The sequence below is a fragment of the Sphingomonas populi genome (assembly GCF_004208535.1).
In the GTDB taxonomy this organism is placed as follows: domain Bacteria; phylum Pseudomonadota; class Alphaproteobacteria; order Sphingomonadales; family Sphingomonadaceae; genus Sphingomonas; species Sphingomonas populi.
The window spans coordinates 1-20,495 of sequence record NZ_SGIS01000041.1 but is presented as its reverse complement, the minus strand read 5'-3'; the positions used below and the strand labels follow the sequence as shown (position 1 = coordinate 20,495).

20 protein-coding genes are annotated in these 20,495 nt (G+C 66.8%); 14 read left to right on the top strand and 6 right to left on the bottom strand.

What is annotated here, in order from left to right:
- Window positions 1-45 precede the first annotated feature (45 nt).
- The 3 genes from EWE75_RS20080 to EWE75_RS20070 all read left to right on the top strand — a co-directional run bounded on the left by EWE75_RS20080 (window position 46) and on the right by EWE75_RS20070 (window position 3,554).
- Entirely contained in the window at window positions 46-1,218 is a 1,173-nt protein-coding gene (locus tag EWE75_RS20080; protein ID WP_130159884.1) for a pyridoxal phosphate-dependent aminotransferase, read from the top strand.
- Between the two features lie 103 nt (window positions 1,219-1,321).
- Window positions 1,322-2,890 carry a lysine--tRNA ligase gene (locus EWE75_RS20075; RefSeq protein ID WP_130159883.1) on the top strand — a complete coding sequence of 523 codons (1,569 nt, stop codon included), beginning with the start codon at window positions 1,322-1,324 and terminating at the stop codon, window positions 2,888-2,890.
- Window positions 2,891-2,942: 52 nt separating this feature from the next.
- Window positions 2,943-3,554 carry a hypothetical protein gene (locus EWE75_RS20070; protein WP_130159882.1) on the top strand — a complete coding sequence of 204 codons (612 nt, stop codon included), beginning with the start codon at window positions 2,943-2,945 and terminating at the stop codon, window positions 3,552-3,554.
- 57 nt (window positions 3,555-3,611) lie between these two features.
- Here the strand turns inward: EWE75_RS20070 and EWE75_RS20065 are convergent, their stop codons facing one another.
- The 4 genes from EWE75_RS20065 to crtY all read right to left on the bottom strand — a co-directional run bounded on the left by EWE75_RS20065 (window position 3,612) and on the right by crtY (window position 8,035).
- Window positions 3,612-4,556: a phytoene/squalene synthase family protein gene (locus EWE75_RS20065; RefSeq protein ID WP_130159881.1), complete on the bottom strand. Its 945-nt coding sequence runs from the start codon at window positions 4,554-4,556 to the stop codon at window positions 3,612-3,614.
- A 95-nt stretch (window positions 4,557-4,651) separates the two neighbouring features.
- Window positions 4,652-5,233, bottom strand: a complete 582-nt coding sequence (locus EWE75_RS20060) for an LOG family protein (protein ID WP_130159880.1) — start codon at window positions 5,231-5,233, stop codon at window positions 4,652-4,654.
- Window positions 5,234-5,384: 151 nt separating this feature from the next.
- On the bottom strand, window positions 5,385-6,875 hold the full coding sequence (locus EWE75_RS20055; RefSeq protein ID WP_130159879.1) for a phytoene desaturase: 1,491 nt from the start codon (window positions 6,873-6,875) through the stop codon (window positions 5,385-5,387).
- A complete protein-coding gene (crtY, locus tag EWE75_RS20050; protein ID WP_130159878.1) occupies window positions 6,875-8,035 on the bottom strand; it encodes a lycopene beta-cyclase CrtY in 1,161 nt (386 codons plus the stop codon). The genes EWE75_RS20055 and crtY overlap by 1 nt, the downstream gene beginning before the upstream one ends.
- Window positions 8,036-8,138: 103 nt before the next feature.
- On the opposite strand from crtY, the gene EWE75_RS20045 reads away from it, so the two are divergent.
- Window positions 8,139-8,897: a sterol desaturase family protein gene (locus EWE75_RS20045; RefSeq protein WP_130159893.1), complete on the top strand. Its 759-nt coding sequence runs from the start codon at window positions 8,139-8,141 to the stop codon at window positions 8,895-8,897.
- Window positions 8,827-9,258 (top strand): DUF2141 domain-containing protein, encoded by a 432-nt coding sequence (locus tag EWE75_RS20040; protein WP_345789396.1) that lies wholly within the window; start codon window positions 8,827-8,829, stop codon window positions 9,256-9,258. Before EWE75_RS20045 ends, EWE75_RS20040 begins: the two co-directional genes overlap by 71 nt.
- 9 nt (window positions 9,259-9,267) lie before the next feature.
- On the opposite strand, the gene gpmA is transcribed toward EWE75_RS20040, so the two are convergent.
- Complete coding sequence (gene gpmA, locus EWE75_RS20035; RefSeq protein WP_130159877.1) at window positions 9,268-9,954, bottom strand: 2,3-diphosphoglycerate-dependent phosphoglycerate mutase; 687 nt, start codon at window positions 9,952-9,954, stop codon at window positions 9,268-9,270.
- Between the two features lie 110 nt (window positions 9,955-10,064).
- Here gpmA and EWE75_RS20030 point away from each other — a divergent pair, with 110 nt between their 5' ends.
- Together EWE75_RS20030 and EWE75_RS20025 are read left to right on the top strand one after the other, a co-directional pair.
- The gene (locus EWE75_RS20030; RefSeq protein WP_130159876.1) at window positions 10,065-10,784 is read left to right on the top strand and encodes a dienelactone hydrolase family protein; all 720 of its coding nucleotides are present in this window, start codon (window positions 10,065-10,067) and stop codon (window positions 10,782-10,784) included.
- A 52-nt stretch (window positions 10,785-10,836) separates the two neighbouring features.
- Window positions 10,837-11,979: an aminotransferase gene (locus EWE75_RS20025; RefSeq protein WP_130159875.1), complete on the top strand. Its 1,143-nt coding sequence runs from the start codon at window positions 10,837-10,839 to the stop codon at window positions 11,977-11,979.
- Window positions 11,980-12,073: 94 nt separating this feature from the next.
- Here EWE75_RS20025 and EWE75_RS20020 read toward each other — a convergent pair whose 3' ends face one another.
- The gene (locus EWE75_RS20020) at window positions 12,074-13,408 is read right to left on the bottom strand and encodes an MFS transporter (protein ID WP_130159874.1); all 1,335 of its coding nucleotides are present in this window, start codon (window positions 13,406-13,408) and stop codon (window positions 12,074-12,076) included.
- Between the two features lie 194 nt (window positions 13,409-13,602).
- On the opposite strand from EWE75_RS20020, the gene cyoA reads away from it, so the two are divergent.
- From cyoA to EWE75_RS19985, 7 genes are read left to right on the top strand one after another with little or no spacing between them, the layout of a single operon-like run.
- The gene (gene cyoA, locus EWE75_RS20015; protein ID WP_231708476.1) at window positions 13,603-14,691 is read left to right on the top strand and encodes a ubiquinol oxidase subunit II; all 1,089 of its coding nucleotides are present in this window, start codon (window positions 13,603-13,605) and stop codon (window positions 14,689-14,691) included.
- A 12-nt stretch (window positions 14,692-14,703) separates the two neighbouring features.
- Window positions 14,704-16,707 carry a cytochrome o ubiquinol oxidase subunit I gene (gene cyoB / locus EWE75_RS20010; RefSeq protein ID WP_427915801.1) on the top strand — a complete coding sequence of 668 codons (2,004 nt, stop codon included), beginning with the start codon at window positions 14,704-14,706 and terminating at the stop codon, window positions 16,705-16,707.
- An 18-nt stretch (window positions 16,708-16,725) separates the two neighbouring features.
- Window positions 16,726-17,343, top strand: a complete 618-nt coding sequence (gene cyoC, locus EWE75_RS20005) for a cytochrome o ubiquinol oxidase subunit III (protein WP_231708478.1) — start codon at window positions 16,726-16,728, stop codon at window positions 17,341-17,343.
- Window positions 17,340-17,735 carry a cytochrome o ubiquinol oxidase subunit IV gene (gene cyoD, locus EWE75_RS20000; protein WP_130159871.1) on the top strand — a complete coding sequence of 132 codons (396 nt, stop codon included), beginning with the start codon at window positions 17,340-17,342 and terminating at the stop codon, window positions 17,733-17,735. Before cyoC ends, cyoD begins: the two co-directional genes overlap by 4 nt.
- Complete coding sequence (locus EWE75_RS19995; protein WP_130159870.1) at window positions 17,735-18,475, top strand: SURF1 family protein; 741 nt, start codon at window positions 17,735-17,737, stop codon at window positions 18,473-18,475. The genes cyoD and EWE75_RS19995 overlap by 1 nt, the downstream gene beginning before the upstream one ends.
- Window positions 18,472-19,806 carry an ATP-binding protein gene (locus tag EWE75_RS19990; protein WP_427915800.1) on the top strand — a complete coding sequence of 445 codons (1,335 nt, stop codon included), beginning with the start codon at window positions 18,472-18,474 and terminating at the stop codon, window positions 19,804-19,806. The genes EWE75_RS19995 and EWE75_RS19990 overlap by 4 nt, the downstream gene beginning before the upstream one ends.
- Window positions 19,799-20,329, top strand: a complete 531-nt coding sequence (locus EWE75_RS19985; RefSeq protein WP_130159869.1) for a response regulator transcription factor — start codon at window positions 19,799-19,801, stop codon at window positions 20,327-20,329. The genes EWE75_RS19990 and EWE75_RS19985 overlap by 8 nt, the downstream gene beginning before the upstream one ends.
- Window positions 20,330-20,495: the final 166 nt, after the last annotated feature.

Genomic DNA, 20,495 nt, shown 5'->3' with positions numbered 1-20,495 from the left:
TCAACGATCTATTGAAAATTCTCATTTTTTCTCAGGGGCAAAAACATGTCGGATAGCGTGATGGTGACGGAAGAGGTTCAGGACGATCTGTTGGGCCGTGGCTTCGGGCGGCGTGATCTCGCGCGGATCGCGGCGGTGTTCGGGGTCGGCGCGGCGGCGGCGACGCTCGGCCGCCCGGCCTGGGCCTCGGGTGGCGTGCCCGATCCCGCGCCGACCGCCCGGGTGCGGATCGGCGCCAACGAATGCTGGACCGGGCCGTTCATGCCGGGCCAGAAGGCGGCGGCGGCGATCATCGCCAGCGGCAACCGCTATTCGCCGCACGACGAGCGCGGCGATTTCATCAAGGCGGTGATGGCGGTCGAGAACGTTCCCTACGATCATGTCGCGCCCTGGCCGGGATCGAGCGATCCGCTGTCGCGCGCGGTCGTCACCTTCTGCTCGCCGGGCCGCGGCCTCGTCACCGCCGATCCGACCTTCGAACTGGCCGGACGTACCGCGCAGTGGCTCAAGGTGCCGGTCAAGGCGGTGCCGCTGACCAAGGACTATACCCACGACGTAAAAGCGATGCTCGCCGCCGATCCCAACGCCGGCCTCTACTACATCTGCACGCCCAACAACCCGACCGGGACGATCACCCCGCTCGCCGACATCGAATGGCTGCTCGACAACAAGCCCGCCGACGCGGTGGTGCTGATCGACGAGGCGTATACCCACTTCGCCGGCGTGCCGACCGCATCGTATCTCGCGCCCAAGCGCAAGGACGTGATCGTGATGCGGACCTTCTCGAAAATCTTCGGGATGGCCGGCATGCGGATGGGCTTCATCATGACCAACCCCGACAATCTGATGAAGATGATGCGCTATGACGGCGGCATGCAGTCCGGCGCGCTGCCGCTTCCCTCGCTCGCCTGCGCGACCGCGAGCCTCACCGCTGCGCCGCTGATCGTCCAGCGCCGCGCCGAGATGCGGACCGCACGCGGGCTGACGCTCGATCACCTCAAGAAGTACAAGGGGATCGAGGTCAAGCCGACCGAGGCGAACATGTTCATGATCGACTGGAAGACCAAGCCGGCGCGCGACGTGCAGGCCGCGTTCCGCAAGGAAAGCATCGAGATCGGCCGCTCGTGGCCGATCTGGCCGACCGTCAGCCGCATCACGGTCGGCTCGGCGGCTGAGATGAAGGACTTCTGCACCGCGCTCGACAAGATCATGGCCTGATCGATGGGGCGATGTCGCGCGGTTCGGCGCGGCATCGCCCCAAGCAGGCTCAGCGGAGATTGACGTGACGTGCGCGTCACTTGGCGCTAGTCCGCATCGCATCATGACAGACGAACTCCGCGCCGCCGCCCTAGACTCCAAAGCCTGGCCCTATGAGGAGGCGCGCAAACTCCTAAAGCGCTATCCGCAAGGCAAGCCAAATGGCGCGCCGATCCTGTTCGAGACCGGCTACGGCCCGTCGGGTCTGCCGCATATCGGCACCTTCAACGAAGTGCTGCGCACGACGATGGTGCGCAACGCCTTCCACGCGCTCAGCGACCAGCCGACCCGGCTGATCGCGTTCAGCGACGATATGGACGGGTTGCGCAAGGTGCCCGACAACGTCCCCAACAAGGCGATGCTGACCGAGCATCTCGGCAAGCCCTTGTCGCGCATCCCCGATCCGTTCGGCACGCACGAGAGCTTCGCCGCGCACAACAACGCCCGGCTGCGCGCCTTCCTCGACGATTACGGCTTCGAGTATGAATTCGCTTCGTCGACCGACTATTACGCCGATGGCCGCTTCGACGATGCGCTCAAGGCGGTGCTGCGCCACTATCAGGCGATTCTCGACGTGATGCTGCCGACCTTGGGCGCCGATCGCCGCGCGACCTATTCGCCGGTGCTGCCGGTCAGCCCCAAGTCGGGCATCGTGTTGCAGGTGCCGGTCGAGGTGGTCGATGCCGATGCCGGGCTGATCGCGTTCGACGATGATGGCGAACGCATCACCCAGACCATCCTCGGCGGCCATGCCAAGCTGCAATGGAAGGTCGATTGGGCGATGCGCTGGGTCGCGCTCGGCGTCGATTACGAGATGGCGGGCAAGGATCTGATCGATTCGGTCACGCAAAGCTCGAAGATCTGCCGCGTGCTCGGCGGGCGCCCGCCCGAGGGATTCAATTACGAGATGTTCCTCGACGAGAAGGGCGAGAAGATTTCGAAGTCGAAGGGCAACGGCCTCTCGATCGAGCAATGGCTGACCTATGGTAGCCCCGAGAGCCTCGCCTTCTTCGCCTATCGCGAGCCGAAAAAGGCCAAGTCGCTGCACATGGGCATCATCCCGCGCGCGGTCGACGACTATTGGCAGTTCCGCACCAATTACCCCGCGCAGGCGGTCAAGGAACGGCTCGGCAACCCGGTCCACCACATCCATGACGGCAAGCTGCCCGAGGGTGCGCTGCCGGTGACGTTCGGGCTGCTGCTCAACCTCGTCAGCGTGATGGGCGAGGCGACTGCCGAGCAGGTGTGGGGCTATCTCGCCAATTACGTCCCCGACGCCACGCCCGAGGCCTATCCCGAACTCGACAAGCTGATCGGCTATGCCATCGCTTATGGCCGCGATTTCGTCGCACCGACTTTGGTCAAGCGGGCGCCCGAAGGCGTGGAACGCGCTGCACTCGAACGGCTCGACGCCGAACTTGCGGCGCTGCCGGCGGAGGCCGACGCCGAGACGATCCAGAACATCGTCTACGAGATCGGCAAGACTGGCGGGTTCGAGACCTTACGCGACTGGTTCAAAGCGCTGTACGAAACGCTGCTCGGATCGAGCCAGGGGCCGCGCATGGGCAGCTTCATCGCGCTCTACGGAAACGCCAATTCACGCCGGTTGATCGCCGAGGCGCTCGCGCGGTAGTGCTTTGGCGCGCTCGTGCGTTAAGGCGGGCTGACGCCTACGGAGCAAAGATATGGATACCACCCAGAGCGCCCAGCACAGCACCGCCTCGATCGACGCGATGGGGGCCATCTCTGCGGTGCATATCGTGCTGATGGTGGTGCTGGCGATCGCGGCGATCCTCGTCATCTGGTGGGGCAGCGTGCTCCGCCGCCGCCGCCGCGAGGCCGACGAGCAGGTCGTTGAGAATCGCGAGATCGCCGAGGACGCCGGCGCGACCGCGCCGCCGACGGTCGAATCGCCGATGGGGGACGATGTACCGGCGGTGCCGGCTGCCGCGCCCGAACCCGTACCGCAGCCGGCGTACGAACCTTCGCCGGAGCCGGCGCCCGAGGCTGCGCCCGTCGCTGCCCGGCCCGTGCCGGAGATCGTCTCCGCGCCCTCGGGCGGCTCCGAACTGACCCAGCTCAAGGGCCTCGGCCCCAAGCTCGCTGTCACGCTGACCGAACTCGGCTACACCCGCATCGACCAGATCGCCGATCTCACCCCCGCCGAAGCGGAAGCGCTCGACGCGCGGCTCGGCGCGTTCCAGGGCCGCATGGCGCGCGACCGCTGGATCGAACAGGCGCGGTTGCTCGCGGCGGGCGACCGGGCGGCGTATGAGGCGCAGTTCGGGAAGCTGTAAGATCCGGTCGCCCCACATCCGTTAGCTCAGCACGAACGGGGTGCGTGGAAGCGCCGCTCAGCGCGGCCGCGTCCAAAGCTCCGCCGGGCGCGGCACGATCACCATCCCCGCCCGCCCACGCGCCTCGCCGAGCGCGCGCAGGATGAAGCGCAGCTTGTCGGCGCGTGACGTGGTGACGCGGTGGTCCCACGCATGCTCGCCCCGGTCGGCGACCTTGCGGCCGATCGCGCCGTAGATCGCCGCCGCCGAGAGCACTGCCCAGGCCGAGCGGAACGGTAGCGCCGGCGCACCGGCGCGCGCGCTCGCCTCGTACAGCGCGGCGCGATCGGCAAGCCGGCGCGCCAGCACCGCGAGCCGCTTGCGGAACGGCGGCTTCATATGCTGGCCGGGCGGGATGTCCATCTCGACCAGCCACTCCTCGGGAATGTAGCAGCGCCCGCCGCGATCATCCTCCTCGATATCGCGCGCGATGTTGGCGAGCTGGAAGGCGATGCCGAGATCGCAGGCGCGGTCGAGCGTCGCGTCGTCGTGCGGAGATACCCCCATCACGATCGCCATCATGCAGCCGACCACCCCGGCGACGTGATAGCAATAACGGTACAGGTCCGCCTCGCTGCGCGGTCGCCATTCCTCGGCATCGAGTGCGAAGCCGGCGATCAGATCATGCGCGAAGCGGTGCGGCAGCCCGGTCTCGGCGGCGACGATGCGCAGCGCATCGAATGCGGGATCGCCGACAGGGTCGCCGGCCAGCGCGGCATCGGTCTTGGCGGTGATCTCGGCGAGGCGCGGGGCGGCATCGGTGACGCGGGTCATTGCATGGCCGTGTTCCTGCCCGTCGGCGATGTCGTCGCAGGCGCGGCACCACGCATAGAGCAGCCACGCCTTCTCGCGCGTCGGCCGGTCGAACAGGCGGCTCGCGGCGGCAAAGCTCTTCGATCCGTGCGCGATCGAAGCCTGCGCGGCGGCGACCGTCTCGGCGCGGGTGGGTACGGTGGCGATCAGCGCACCCTCCGTTTGCCCCGAGCGAAGTCGAGGGGCCAGCGGGGCGCAGGGGCCTCGACTTCGCTCGGCCCGAACGGTGCGAAGGCCTTCACCCGCTACAAATCCGCCTTGCGCATCTTGGTGATCGTCTCGATCGGCTCATGCGCCGCCATCTGCGCGAGCAGCCCGTCGAGCGTATCGTCGACGATCAGGACACGCTGGTGCTGCGGACGCAGGAAGCCGACCTCGCCCATTTTGGCGACGAACGCGATCAGGTGATCGTAATAGCCAGCGACGTTGAGCAGCCCGACCGGCTTGGCGTGATAGCCGATCTGCGCCCAGCTCAGCGCTTCCCACAATTCGTCCATCGTGCCGGTGCCGCCGGGCAGGTTGATGAACCCGTCCGACAGATCGGTGAACGCCTGCTTGCGTTGGTGCATCGTCTCGACGACGCGCAGATCGGTGCAGCCCCGGTGCGCGACTTCGGCGCTGACGAGGGCGGTCGGGATGATGCCGATCACCTCGCCGCCCGCTTCGAGCGCGCCATCGGCGACGGCGCCCATCAGCCCGAGCCGGCCACCGCCATAGACGACGCCGATACCGCGCTCAGCGAGCGCGCGGCCAACCGCGCGCGCGGAGTCGATATAGACGGGATCGGCCGGCGAGGCCGAGCCGCAATAAACCGCGAGGCGCTTCATAGATCCTCCCCGGTACGGGGAGGGGGACCGCCGGGCGCAGGCCGGTGGTGGAGGGGGGCTTCCCCAAGCGATTTCGTGTGTGGAAGCCCCCCTCCACCATTCGCTTCGCTCATGGTCCCCCTCCCCGTCCCGGGGAGGATCACGGTTGCAGTCACTTCAAATCCTCCAGCATCAATGCCGCCGTCGCCTTGGCACTCCCCACCACGCCGGGAATCCCCGCGCCCGGATGCGTGCCCGCGCCGACGAAATACAGGTTCGGAATCTGGTCGTCACGGTTGTGGACGCGGAACCAGGCGCTTTGCGTCAGGATCGGTTCGAGCGAGAAGGCGCTGCCGAGATGCGCGTTGAGGTCGCCCGCGAAATCCTGCGGCGTATAGCTGAACTTGGTGACGATCCGGTCGTGGATGTCGGGGATCAGCCGCCGCCCGATCTCGTCGAGGATGCGCTTCTCCAAGATCGGCGCGATCTCCGCCCAGTCGACCGGGAACTTGCCCATGTGTGGCACCGGCGCGAGCGCGTAGAAGGCCGAATGGCCTTCGGGCGCGAGGCTCGGATCGGTGACGGTCGGGTGGTGGAGGTAGAGCGAGAAATCCTCCGGCAGCACGCCATGATCGTAAATGTCGGCGAGCAACCCTTTGTAGCGCGGGCCGAACAGGATCATGTGGTGCGGGATGCCCGGCCATGTCCCCTTGATGCCGAAATGGACGACGAACAGCGACGGCGACCAGCGCTTTTTCTCAAGCCGCTTCTTGGTGCGCTGCGCGCTACGGGAGGTCTTGAGCAGATCGCGGTAGATGTGCATCACGTCGCCGTTGCACGCGACCATGTCGGCATTCGCCTGCCAGCCGCTCGCGGTGGTGACGCCGGTGGCGCGGTCGCCCACGGTCTCGATGCTCGTCACCGCGTCGCCCAAGCGCACCACGCCGCCGAGCCGTTCGAAATGCGTGACCATGCCCGCAATCAGGCGGTTGGTGCCGCCCTTCGCGAACCATACACCGCCGTCGCGTTCGAGCTTGTGGATCAAAGCGTAGATCGCGCTCGTCGTCATCGGATTGCCGCCGACCAGCAGGGTGTGGAACGACAAAGCCTGGCGGAGATGCTCGTCCTTCACGAACGACGACACCATCGAATAGACCGAGCGCCACGCCTGATAGCGCGCCAGTGCGGGCGCGGCCTTTATCATCGCCGCGAAATCGAGGAACGCGGTCGCGCCGAGCTTGACATAGCCTTCCTCGTACACGCCGGCGGCGTAGTCGAGGAACTTGCGATAGCCCGCGACATCGTCGGGGTTGAGCTTGGCGATCTCGGCGGTGAGCGCGGGGTCGTCGTTCGAATAGTCGAAGCTGACGCCGTCCGCCCAGTTGAGCCGGTAGAACGGCATCACCGGCACCAGCGCCACGTCCTCGGCCATGTCGCGCCCGCTCAGGCCCCACAATTCGCGCAGGCAGGCGGGATCGGTGATGACGGTGGGACCAGCGTCGAAGGTGAAGCCGTCACGCTCCCAGACGTAGGCGCGGCCACCCGGCTTGTCGCGCGCTTCGACGATGATCGTGTCGATCCCCGCCGATTGCAGGCGGATGCCGAGCGCGAGGCCGCCGAAGCCAGCGCCGATCACGATCGCGGTACGCGCCGGTGCGGCCATCAGCGGCAGCCCGCAAGCGCGGCGATGGCGCGGCCAATCGGCACCGGCGGCTTGCCGGACAGGACACGTATCTTGTCCGTCATCGTCGTCGTCCCTGCGTAAAAGCGTCCGATCAGCTCGGCGTCGAGGCGGTAGAAGCGTTCGAGGAGGCGGTATCGTTCCTTCGGATCGGCGGCGCGAAACAGCATGCGCGCGAGACTACGATAGAAGCCGCGCGCACGCCACAGCCGTTGCGCATATCCATGCGTAAGATCGTGCAGCGCCGCACCCGAAAAATCGGTCGCGCGCCCGACCAGCGCCGCCAGCCGCACCGCATCGGGCAGCGAATAGCCGGTCATCGGGTGGAACAGCCCGGCGCGCATCCCCGCCTTGGCCACGCCAGCCCCGCCGCTCAGCCAATAGCCGTCGAAATCGCCGCCCATCGCGACCGGCAGTACGCCGGTTTCCTCACGCAGCACGCGCTCGGGCAGCCAGCCGCGCGCCGCGACATAGGCGTCGATCCGTTCCGCCAGCAACGGGCCGTCGAGATCGGGCGTGTCGCTGTAATAGGTATCCTCGACGAACATCCGGGTCGCCGCGAATGGCAGGCAATAGACGAAGCGATAGCCGTCCTCCTGCGCGATGGTCGCGTCCATCACGATCGGTCGGTCGAGGCCATGCGGCTCGGCAAGCTCCACCTCGCAGCCGGCGAACTTCTGCCAGCCGAGGTCGAGCCGTGCGAGATCGGCCGGGCCGCGTGCGTCGATCACACCTTTCGCCGAAATCTGGTCGCCATCGGCGAGCATGACCGCGGTCGGCGCGACATCGGTCACGCGCCGCCCGGTCATCAGTGCGCGCGGCGCGAGTCGGTCGCGCAGCACCTGGTCGAGCCGCTCCGATTCGATCGAATAATAAGTCTGCGCGATGCTGCGGCGGTGCGCGGGGAAAGCGACGTCATAGCCCGCCCAGCCGTGGCAGACGAGCGGCGCGACCAGCCAGCGATCGGCGTCCGCGATATCGCTCGCGAAGAACGACCAGACGTGGTTGCCGCCGAGGTGCGGGGTCTCTTCGACGATGCGCAGATCGAGATCGGGGCGGACGCGGCGCAGGGCGAGCGCGAGCAGGCCGCCCGCAAGACCGCCGCCGACGATCGCGAGGTCACAGTGGTGGACTTCGGACATCGCCAGCCCCTAGCCGATTCATGCGGCGGTGCAAATCGCGCGCCGATCGTGTAGGGCGGATGGCGTGACACCCATCCTCGCTATCCTGTTGTCCGCGCTCGCGATGTCGGCGATCGTCGGGGTGCGCTACCTGATCGTCAGCGGCGCGTTCGCGGCGGCGACGCGGCTGCGCCATCCCGGGCTGTACGCGGGACTCGATCCGCAGATTCGCCGCGAGATCGGCTGGAGCCTCGCCTCGGCGGCGATCTACGGCGTGCCCGCCGGCGTTGTCGCCTGGGGCTGGCAGAATCGCGGCTGGACGCGGATCTACGGCGATCTCCACGCGTGGCCGCTGTGGTATCTGCCGGTGTCGGTGCTGCTGTACCTCGCCGCGCACGACACCTGGTTTTACTGGACGCATCGCTGGATGCACCAGCCCCGGCTGTTCCGCATCGCCCACGCCGCGCACCATGCCAGCCGCCCGCCGACCGCATGGGCGGCAATGGCGTTTCACCCGATCGAGGCGCTGACCGGCGCGCTGGTGGTGCCGTTGCTCGTGTTTTTCATTCCCATCCACCCGATCGGCCTTGCAATCGTCCTGAGCGTGATGACGGTGATGGGCGTTACCAATCATATGGGGTGGGAGATGTTCCCGGCGGCGCTATGGCAGGGGCCGATCGGGCGTTGGATCATCACCGCGAGCCATCACCAGCGGCACCATCAGCAGTATGAGGGCAATTATGGGCTTTATTTCCGGGTCTGGGACCGGCTGTGCGGCACCGATCGCGGGCTTGGCGATTTCGCGCGCGATCATGCCCGCGCGGCTGCCCGTGCTGGGCATGCTCGCGCTGACGATGCTGGGCGGGGCGGCGCCGGTCGCTGACCTGTCGCTCGATATCGGCGGCTTGCGTTCGGCCAAGGGGCTGGTGCGCGTCTGCCTGACGGCGGTCGCGGACAATTTCCCCAAATGCATCGACACTGCCGAATCGACCCGGCGCACCGCGCCGGCGGATGGCGGCGCGATCCGCTTCGCCGGGGTGCCGCATGGCGAGTATGCGATCGCGGTGATCCACGACGAGAACGGCAACGGCAAGCTCGATACGATCGCCGGCATCCCGCGCGAGGGCTTCGGCTTCTCGCGCAACCCGCCGATCCGCTTCGGCCCGCCACGCTTCGCGAGCGCGCGCTTCAGCGTGACCGGCGGGGACGAGCGCCAGCAGGTAACGATGCGCTACCTGCTGTGACGACCGGGATTACCGCTCGCTGAGATAATAGCGGTCGGTCGCGACCAGATCCGAATCGAGCTCATAGACGATCGGCTGCCCGGTCGGGATCTCCAGGCTGGTGATCTCGTCATCGGGAATCTGCGACAGATGCTTGACGAGCGCGCGCAGCGAATTGCCGTGCGCCGAGATCAGCACGCGCTGGCCGCTTTTCAGCGCGGGCACGATCCGGCTCTCCCAATAGGGCAGCACGCGCGCGATCGTGTCCTTGAGGCTCTCGGTCTGGGGGATGGCGATGCCGGCATAGCGGCGATCGGCCGACAGATCGAACGCGCTGCCCGGCTCCAGCGGCGGCGGCGGCACGTCGAAGCTGCGCCGCCAGATATGGACTTGCGCCTCGCCGTGCTTGGCGGCGGTCTCGGCCTTGTTGAGCCCGGTCAGCCCGCCGTAATGCCGCTCGTTGAGCCGCCAGTCCTTCTCGACCGGCAGCCACAGCCGCTGCATTTCCTCCAGCGCGAGATCGAGCGTCTTGATCGCGCGGGTTTGCAGCGAGGTGAAGCACAGGTCGAAGTCGAGGCCCTTCTCGGCCATCAGCCGGCCAGCGGCGCGGGCTTCCTCGGCGCCCTTCTCGGTCACATCGACGTCCCACCAGCCGGTGAAGCGGTTTTCGAGGTTCCAGGCGGACTGGCCGTGGCGGATCAGGACGAGACTAGGCATGGATTTCCCCTCTGCTTGGCGTTTCGTCCGTCCTTAACGGCTGATCGCGGCGAGGCAACTTGCGCGCGCACGCGGCGGCGTGGCAGGTCGATGCGCAGAGGAGACTTGCGATGGCGATCGTCCGGCAGACCCTGATCTATGACGGCCCCGGCGGCCCGTTCGAAGGCGTGATCGCGTTCGAGGACGAGGTGCAGACACTTCGCCCCGGCGTGCTCGTCATCCCCAACGTGCTCGGCCAGAAGGAAGCGGACAACCGCAAGGCGGAGGAGCTCGCCGCGCTCGGCTATGTCGCGCTGGCGTGCGATGTCTACGGGCAGGGCAAACGCACGACGCGCGAATCGCCCGATCCGGCGGCGTATATGAACGCACTCAAGGTCGACCGCACGCTGCTGCGCGACCGGCTGGCGGCGGCGCTCGCCGCGCTCAGCGGGTTCGATCGGGTCGATCCGGCGAAGCTCGCCGCGATCGGCTTCTGTTTCGGCGGCGGCTGCGTGCTCGATATCGCGCGCGCTGGCCTCGGCGTGCGCGGCGTGGTGAGCTTCCACGGCGTCTATGACCGGCCCGATTATGCCAACGTCACGCCGATCGCGGCGAAGCTGCTGGTGTGTCACGGCTGGGACGATCCGCTCGCGCCGCCCGAGGCGGTGGTCGCGCTGGCACAGGAACTGAGCGAAGGGCAGGCCGACTGGCAATTGCTCGGCTTCGGCGGCACCGGCCACGCCTTCACCGATCGCGATGCGCCCGAACGTCCCGGCTTTGGCTATCGCGCAGCGGCCGATCGGCGCAGTTGGCGCGCGATGCGCGATTTCCTCGCGGAGCTGTTCCTGTAGCGCGGCGCAGGCAGCCACCCGTTTATCCCGAGTCGATCATAAGAGAGCGCGCATGAATCCCGTTTACAGAAAACTCGGCACCACCATCTTCGAGGCGATGTCGGCGCGGGCGCGCGCGAGCGGTGCGATCAATCTGGGGCAAGGTTTCCCCGACGGGCGCGGGCCGCAGGATGTGCTCGCCGAAGCGGCGCGCGCGCTGATCGAGGATTCGAACCAATATCCGCCGATGCTCGGCACCGCGCCGCTCCGACAGGCGGTGGCGGAGCATTACCGGGTGCATCAGGGCCTCGATCTCGCGCCCGAAGAGGTGGTCGTCACCTCGGGCGCGACCGAGGCGCTCGCCTGCGCGATCTTCGCTCTGGTGTCACCCGGCGACGAAGTGGTGATGTTCCAGCCGCTCTACGATGCCTATCTGCCGCTGGTCGAACGTGCCGGCGGCGTCGCGCGGCTGGTGCGACTGGCGCCGCCCGAGTGGCGCATCACTGCCGAGGCGCTTGCTGCGGTCGCGAGCGACAAGACCCGGCTCATCATCCTCAATTCCCCGCTCAACCCGGCCGGCGCGTTGGCGACGCCGCAGGAACTGGCGCTGCTGGCGGACTTCTGCATCAGCCATGATTGCGTGGCGATCTGCGACGAGGTGTGGGAGCATGTCGTGTTCGACGGCGCGCGGCACCAGTCGCTGATCGCGCAGCCGGGCATGCGGGAGCGTACCGTCAAGATCGGTTCGGCGGGCAAGATCTTCTCGCTGACCGGCTGGAAGGTCGGCTGGATGTGCGCCACACCGCGACTCGCGGGCGTGCTGGCCAAGGCGCACCAGTTCCTCACCTTCACCACCGCGCCCAATCTTCAGGCCGGCGCGGCCTTTGGGCTGGGCAAGGACCTTGCCTATTTCGAAGGGATGCGCGCCGGCTACCAGCGCTCGCGCGACCGGCTGCGCGGCGGGTTGGAGCGGCTCGGCTATGCGGTGCTGCCCTGCGCCTCGACCTATTTCCTCAATATCGACCTCACCGCCTCGGGCGTGGACATGGGCGATGTCGCCTTCGCCGAATGGCTGATCGAAGAGGCCGGCGTCGCGACCATCCCGGTCAGCGCGTTCTATGCCGAAGCGCCGGTGACCAATGTCGTGCGGCTGTGCTTCGCCAAGCAGGACGCGACGCTCGACGCCGCGCTGGAGCGGATGACGCGGCGGCCCTGAAATACTTCGTCCCGGCAGGACGATCGCACCATAGCAAACGGCCCGCCCTCCTCGCGGAGAGCGGGCCGTTCGTATTTGGCCGCCGAAGCGTCGCTTACGAGAACTTCTGTCCAAGCTCGCGGTTGATGAACAAGGCGGCAATCGTGCCGACCGCGCCCGACAGCAGGTACGCGCCCGCCGCCAGAACACCGAAGTGGCTCGCCAGCAGCAGCGCCGCGAGCGGTGCGAACGCCGCGCCGACCAGCCACGCCAGATCCGAGGTGAGCGCCGCGCCGGTATAGCGATGGTGGCTGGTGAAATTGCCGGCGACCACGCCCGACGACTGGCCGAAGCCGATGCCGAGGATCGCGAAGCCGAACACCATGAAGATGACCTCGCCGACGTCGCCGCCGTTGAGAAGCTGCGGCGCGAAGCCACTGAACGCCGCGATCGCCACCGCCGACACGCCGAGCACCGAGCGACGCCCGAACCGGTCGGCGAGCAGCCCCGAAGCGAGCACCGCGACGAAGCCGACGACCGCGCCGCCGATTTCGATCTCGAGGAAGCGCGCCGGGCTCTGCTTGGTGAACAGAAACACCCACGAAAGCGGGAACACCGTCACCATATGGAACATCGCGAAGCTCGCGAGCGGCGCGAACGCGCCGATGATGATGTTGCGGCCCTGCGAGGTGACCGTCTCCAGGACGGGCGCCGGCTGGAGGTCGCGGCTCTCGAACAGGTTCTGGTAATCGGGCGTCGAGACGATGCGCAGCCGCGCGAACAGCGCGACGACGTTGATCGCGAACGCCACGAAGAACGGATAGCGCCAGCCCCATTCAAGGAAGTCGGTCGCCGACAGCGTCGAGACGAGGAAGGCGAACAGCGCGCTCGCCACCATCAGCCCGAGCGGCGCGCCGAGCTGCGGGATCATCGCGTACCAGCCGCGCCGGTTCTCGGGCGCGTTGAGCGCGAGCAGCGAGGACAGGCCATCCCATGCGCCGCCGAGCGCGAGGCCCTGGCCGATGCGGAACACCGCCAGCAGGATGCCCGCCGTCTTGCCGATCTGGTCGCTGCCCGGCAGGAAGGCGACTGCCGCCGTGGCGCCGCCGAGCATGAAGATTGCGATCGTCAGTTTGGTGCCGCGGCCGTATAGTCGATCGATCGTCATGAAGATCAGCGAGCCGATCGGCCGCGCGATGAAGGCCAGCGCGAAGATCGCGAACGAATAGAGCGTACCGGTCAGCCGGTCGACATCGGAGAAGATCAGTTGCGGGAAAACCAGCACCGACGCGATCGCGTACACGAAGAAGTCGAAAAACTCCGACGTGCGCCCGATGATGACGCCGATCGCGATCTCGGCCGGCGCGATGTCGCCATGCGCGCCGACATTGCCATGCGTACCGCGCCCGTGCCCTCCGGGCGGCGTGTCGGCGTGGGTCTTCGTACTCATATCACGACTCCAGAAGGCGCGCCGCGCGGACGGCACGGCGAGTCGATCGCGGATTGGCTCCGCGCGGTCAAGTCGCGGCTCTCCGATATTGCTCGCACCTGCGGGATTGGACAAAATGTCCTATGTTGCGGCGCGGCAGCCATGCTAGGCGCCGCCCCATGCCCGAGAGTGCTCCCAACCTACGAGTCCGCACAATGATGCGGCCAATCATGATCTTGGCGACCAGCCTCCTGCTCGGTGGCTGCAACATGGTCGTCCTGAACCCCGCCGGGGACGTTGCTGCACAGCAGCGTGATCTGCTCGTCATCGCCACCGTGCTGATGCTGCTCATCATCATCCCGGTGATCGCGCTGGTCGCGCTGTTCGCATGGCGCTACCGCGCCTCGAACACGGACGCGAACTACCAGCCCAATTGGGATCACTCGACTCAGCTCGAACTGCTGATCTGGGCGGCACCGCTGCTCATCATCATCTGTCTCGGCGCGGTGACCTGGGTGGGGACGCATCTGCTCGACCCCTATCGCCCGATCGAGCGCACCGCCTCGGGCCGGCCGATCGCGCCGGGCGTCAAACCGCTCGAAGTCGAAGTCGTCGCGCTCGACTGGAAGTGGCTGTTCATCTATCCCGAATACGGCTTCGCGACGGTCAACGAACTGGCCGCGCCGGTCGATCGCCCGATCGCCTTCAAGATCACCGCCTCCTCGGTGATGAACGCCTTCTACGTCCCCGCGCTCGCCGGCATGATCTATGCGATGCCGAGCATGGAGACGCGGCTCCACGCGGTCATCAACAAGCCCGGCAAATATACCGGCATGTCCGCCAATTACAGCGGCGCCGGCTTCTCGGGCATGAACTTCCACTTCTACGGCATGAGCGACACGGATTTCGCCGGCTGGGTCGCGCGCAACAAGGCGGCGGGCGGCACGCTCGATCGCGCCGCCTATCTCCAGCTCGAACGCCCGAGTGAGCATGTGCCGGTGCAGCGCTTCGCCGCCGTCGAACCCGGCCTGTTCCGCGCCGCCGTCAACCTCTGCGTCAAGCCCGGCACGGTCTGCACCGATGCGATGATGCGGCAGGATGCGGCGCGTGACAGCCAGCCGGCGCCGAACGAGCATGGCCCGATGCCGATGCCCGGCGCCCACTCGATGTCGATGCCCGGCCAGTCACCGGCGCCCGCAGCCAAGCCGGACACCGCCGGCCTGACCGGCGCCGGTCTGCCGAGTCCGGCCGCCACTCCAGCGGGCGTGGCGCTTGCCGCATCCGCCAGCCAACCCCGTCTGTAAGAAGCGATGTCCATGTCACCCCAGTTCGTTCCGATCAGCCCGATCTTCGGTCGCTTCACGATCGCGTCGCTGCCGCTGCAGGAGCCGATCGTCGTCGGCACCTTCTGCATGGTCGCGCTCGGCGGCCTCGCTCTGGTCGCGGCGCTGACGTGGTTCAAACTGTGGGGCTATCTCTGGAAGGAGTGGTTCACTTCCGTCGATCACAAGAAGATCGGCGTGATGTACATGGTGCTCGGCCTCGTCATGCTGCTGCGCGGCTTCTCCGACGCGATCATGATGCGCGCGCAACAGGCGATCGCGTTCAACGGCTCCGAAGGCTATCTCAACGCGCACCATTACGATCAGGTGTTCACCGCGCACGGCGTCATCATGATCTTCTTCGTGGCGATGCCGTTCGTCACCGGGCTGATGAACTTCGTTGTGCCGCTCCAGATCGGCGCGCGGGACGTGTCCTTCCCGTTCCTCAACAATTTCAGCTTCTGGATGACGGTCGGCGGCGCGGTGATCGTGATGATGTCGCTGTTCGTCGGCGAATTCGCGCGCACCGGCTGGCTGGCCTACCCGCCGCTGTCGGGGGTCGCGTACAGCCCCGGGGTCGGGGTGGATTATTACATATGGGCGTTGCAGGTCGCCGGCGTCGGCACCTTGCTGTCCGGCGTCAATCTGATCGCGACGATCGTCAAGCTGCGCGCGCCCGGCATGACGCTGATGCGGATGCCGATCTTCACCTGGACGGCGCTGTGCACCAACATCCTGATCGTCGCCGCCTTCCCGGTGCTGACGGCGGTGCTGGTGCTGCTCAGCCTCGATCGCTACGTCGGCACAGATTTCTTCACGAACACGCTCGGCGGCAACCCGATGATGTACGTGAACCTGATCTGGATCTGGGGCCACCCGGAGGTGTACATCCTGATCCTGCCGCTGTTCGGCGTGTTCTCGGAAGTCACCTCGGCCTTCTCGGGCAAGCGGCTGTTCGGCTATTCGTCGATGGTCTACGCGACCGTGGTCATCACCATCCTGTCCTATGTCGTGTGGCTGCACCACTTCTTCACGATGGGATCGGGCGCGAGCGTCAACAGCTTCTTCGGCATCACCACGATGGTGATCTCGATCCCGACCGGCGCCAAATTGTTCAACTGGCTGTTCACCATGTACCGCGGCCGCATCCGTTTCGAATTGCCGATGCTGTGGACGATCGCGTTCATGGTGACCTTCACGATCGGCGGCATGACCGGCGTGATGCTCGCGGTGCCGCCGGCTGATTTCGTGCTGCACAATTCGCTGTTCCTGATCGCGCACTTCCACAACGTCATCATCGGCGGCGTGGTGTTCGGGGTGTTCGCGGCGATCAACTTCTGGTTCCCCAAGGCGTTCGGCTTCCGGCTCGATCCGTTCTGGGGCAAGATCAGCTTCGTGTGCTGGGTCAGCGGCTTCTGGGTCGCGTTCACGCCGCTTTACGTGATGGGTCTGATGGGCGTCACGCGCCGGCTGCGCACCTTCGACGATCCCTCGCTGCAGATCTGGTTCATCATCGCCGCGCTCGGCGCGGTGCTGATCGCGCTCGGGATCGTCGCGATGCTGGTGCAGATCGCGGTGAGCATCCTCAATCGCGAGAAGCTGCGCGATACCACCGGCGACATCTGGCACGGTCGCACGCTCGAATGGTCGACCTCGTCGCCGCCGCCCGAGTATAACTTCGCCTTCACCCCGATCGTCCACGATACGGATGCCTGGTGGGACATGCAGGAGCGTGGCGCGGTCCGTCCGACCTCGGGTTTCAAGGCGATCCACATGCCGCGCAGCACCTGGGCGGGCGTCGTCCTCGCCGGTCTCAGCGTCGCCTTCGGTGTCGCGATGATCTGGTATGTGTGGTGGCTGGCGATTGCGAGCTTCGTCGGGCTGATCGGCGTCGCGATCATTCATACCTTCAACTACAAGCGCGATTATCACATCTCAGCCGAGGACGTGACGCGTGTCGAGAACGAGCGCACCCGCCAGCTCGCCGCGGAGGTCTGAGACATGTCGGCTGATACCATGACCGCCAACGGCGACGCGCAGGTCGCCTTCTACGACCTCGACGAGCACGACCATCCCGAAGGCGGCAGCACGCTGCTCGGCTTCTGGATCTACCTGATGAGCGATTGCCTCATCTTCGCGATGCTGTTCGCGACCTACGGCGTGCTGGGCCACAGCTACGCCGGCGGCCCCGGCCCGCGCCAGCTCTTCGAGTTGCCGCTGGTCGCGCTCAACACCGCCATGCTGCTGTTCTCGTCGATCACTTATGGCTTCGCGATGCTCGCGATGAACCAGAACAAGGTCGCGCAGACCCAGATCTGGCTGTTCGTCACCGCGCTGTTCGGCATCGCCTTCCTCTCGATCGAACTGACCGAATTCGCCGCGCTGATCCACGAGGGCGCGACGCCGCAGCGCAGTGCCTTCCTGTCGTCGTTCTTCACGCTCGTCGGCACGCACGGGCTGCACGTCACCTTCGGCCTGGTCTGGCTGTTCACGCTGATGGTGCAGATCGGCACCAAGGGGCTGATCCCCGCCAACCGCCGCCGCCTGATGTGCCTCAGCCTGTTCTGGCACTTCCTCGACGTGATCTGGATCGGCGTCTTCACCTTTGTCTATCTGATGGGAATGCTGCGATGAGCGCGCACGATCATGCCCCCCACGCCCACGGTGACGCGCACGGCCATGACGATCATGGTGGCGCGGCGCATGGCAGCTACGGCAGCTATCTGCTCGGCTTCGGCCTGTCGGTGGTGCTCACCGCGATTCCGTTCTGGATGGTGATGGCGCATGTGCTGCCCAACCAGGTGACCGGCTATATCATCATGGCGTTCGCGGCGATCCAGATCATCGTCCACATGGTCCTGTTCCTCCACCTCGACACCAAGTCCGAGAGCGGCTGGAACATGATGGCGCTGGCTTTCACCGTCGTCGTCCTCGTCATCACGCTGAGCGGGTCGCTCTGGGTGATGTACAATATGAACACCAACATGATGCCGATGTCCGTCGAGGACATGCGCCAGATGCCGTAATGGCCGGCGGCGGTGCTCCCGAGCGACCGCCGCGTTCGCCCGCCACGCTGATCCTGCTGGGTAGCGTGGCGGCGCTGCTCTTCGCCGCGCTGATCGCGCTCGGCATCTGGCAGGTCGAGCGGCGCGCGTGGAAGCACACGCTGATCGCGCAGGTCGATGCCCGGCTCCACGCCGCGCCGGTCGCGCCGCCGGGGCCAGGACAATGGCCCCGGATCACCACGCAGGACGCCTATCGCCGTGTCGTGCTGACCGGCTCGTACCTGCCCGGTCGCGAGACCTTCGTGAAAGCGGTGACCGCGCGCGGCCCCGGCTATTGGGCGCTGTCCCCGCTCGCCACCGATCGCGGCTTCGTCGTGCTGGTCAATCGCGGCTTCGTCGCGAAGCCCGTCGCCCCTGCGCCAACCGGGCGGGTGCGCGTGACCGGCCTGCTCCGGCTGACCGAACCGCGCGGCGGCTTCCTGCGCGCGAACGATCCCGCAGGCAACCATTGGTTCTCGCGCGATGTCGCCGCGATCGCGCAGGCGCGGCACCTCAACCGGATCGCGCCCTATTTCGTCGATGCCGATGCGGCGTCCTCGCCCCCCGGCGGCCCGGTCGGCGGGCTGACCGTGGTGGCGTTCAGCGACAACCATCTGGTCTACGCGCTGACCTGGTTTGGCCTCGCGCTGCTCGTCGTCATCGGCGTCGGCATCGTCGCGCGCGAGGAACGCCGCGTGCGCCGCGCCGCAGCCGCACGATGACCGTCGAAGCGGCGCCGCGCGAGCCAACCCGCCTCGCGCTGGTCGCGGCGTTGCTCTCTGCCGATGCGGCCGGGCGCAAAAACATGGTGCTGCTCGTCCAGTTGCGCTGGTTGGCGGTGGCGGGACAACTCGCGACGATCCTCGTCGTCCAGTTCGGGATGGGCGTGGAGTTGCCGCTGCGCGCGATGGTGCTGGTGCTGGCCGCGCTGGTTGTGGTCAACCTCGCCAGCCTGTCCTTGCTTCACCAGCGCCGCACCATCACCAACAGCGAATTGCTCGTCGCGCTGCTGCTCGACGTCGCGGCGCTGACCACGCAGCTTTACCTCAGCGGCGGCGCGACCAACCCGTTCGTGTCGCTGTTCCTGCTGCAAGTCGTGCTCGGCGCGATTTTGCTCGGGCGCTGGTCAAGCTGGGCGTTGGTGGTCGTCACCTGCGGCGCGTTCGCGCTGCTGATGCGGCGCTTCCGCCCGCTCGACCTGCCGATCAGCCTCGCCAGCGATCCGTTCGGGCTGCACATCGTCGGCTCGTTGGCGTGCTTCGCGCTGGTGGCGGTGCTGCTGGTGCTGTTCGTCACGCGGATCAGCGGAAACCTGCGCGCGCGCGATGCCTATGTCGCCGACATGCGCCAGCGCGCGGCCGATCAGGACCATATCCTTCAGATCGGACTGCTTGCCTCGGGCGCGGCGCACGAACTCGGCACCCCGCTCGCCTCGCTGGCGGTGATCCTCGGCGACTGGCGGCGGATGCCCCGGCTCGCCGCCGATCCCGAACTCGCGCAGGACATGGCCGAGATGCAGGCCGAGGTGGAGCGTTGCAAAGCGATCGTCACCGGCATCCTGATGTCGGCAGGCGAAGCGCGCGGCGAGGCGCCCGAGATCACCAGCGTCCACGGTTTCTTCGCCGATCTGGTCGACTATTGGCGCGCGCGCGGCACCACCCCGCTCACCTATGACGATGCCTTCGGCGCGGACGTGTCGATCGTCTCGGACACCGCGCTCAAACAGGTGATCTGCAACGTGCTCGACAATGCCGCCGAAGTGTCGCCGCAGGGCATCGGCCTCGTCGTCGAACGCGATGGCGACGCGATCCGGCTGTGCGTGCGCGATGCCGGTCCGGGCTTCGCGCCCGACATGCTCGCCAATCTCGGCAAGCCCTATCAATCGACCAAGCAGCGGCCCGGCGGTGGACTCGGGCTGTTTTTGGTGGTCAACGTGATGCGCAAGCTCGGCGGCTCGGTGGCGGCGCGCAACCTGGACGATGGCGGCGCCGAGGTGACATTGCGGTTGCCGCTCGCCTCGCTCGCGCTCGAAGCGGAGACGCCCGATGTCTGACCCTCAACTCGTGATCGTCGAGGACGACGAGGCGTTCGCGCGCACGCTCAAACGCTCGTTCGAACGGCGCGGCTATGCGGTGCTGACCGCCGCCAGCCCGGAAGCGCTCGATGCGCTGCTCGCCGAGCATCGTCCCGGCTTCGCGGTGGTCGATCTCAAGCTCGGCCAAGCCTCGGGCCTCGCCTGCGTCAAGACGCTCCACGCGCACGATCCGGCGATGCTGATCGTCGTGCTGACCGGCTATGCCAGCATCGCCACGGCAGTCGAGGCGATCAAGCTCGGCGCCTCGCATTATCTCGCCAAGCCTTCCAACACCGACGATATCGAAGCGGCGTTCCGCAAGACCCGCGGCGACATCGATGCGCCGATCAGCGAACGCCAGACCTCGATCAAGACGCTCGAATGGGAGCGCATCCATGAGGTGCTGGCCGAGACCGGGTTCAACATCTCCGAAACCGCGCGCCGCCTCGGGATGCACCGCCGCACGCTCGCGCGGAAGCTGGAGAAACAGCAGGTGAAGTAAGGCGCTTCTCCCTCGCCCTTCTTCTCCCCTCCCTTCCAGGGCAGGGCTATCGCATTTGAGCGAGGAGAGAAGAGAGATAGTCGTCGTGCCATCCGGCGTGTTTAAATTTTCTGCGGATGGAGAGTTTTCGGGTGTCGTGCTGGAGCAAATTGAGGGCGAGGCGTCG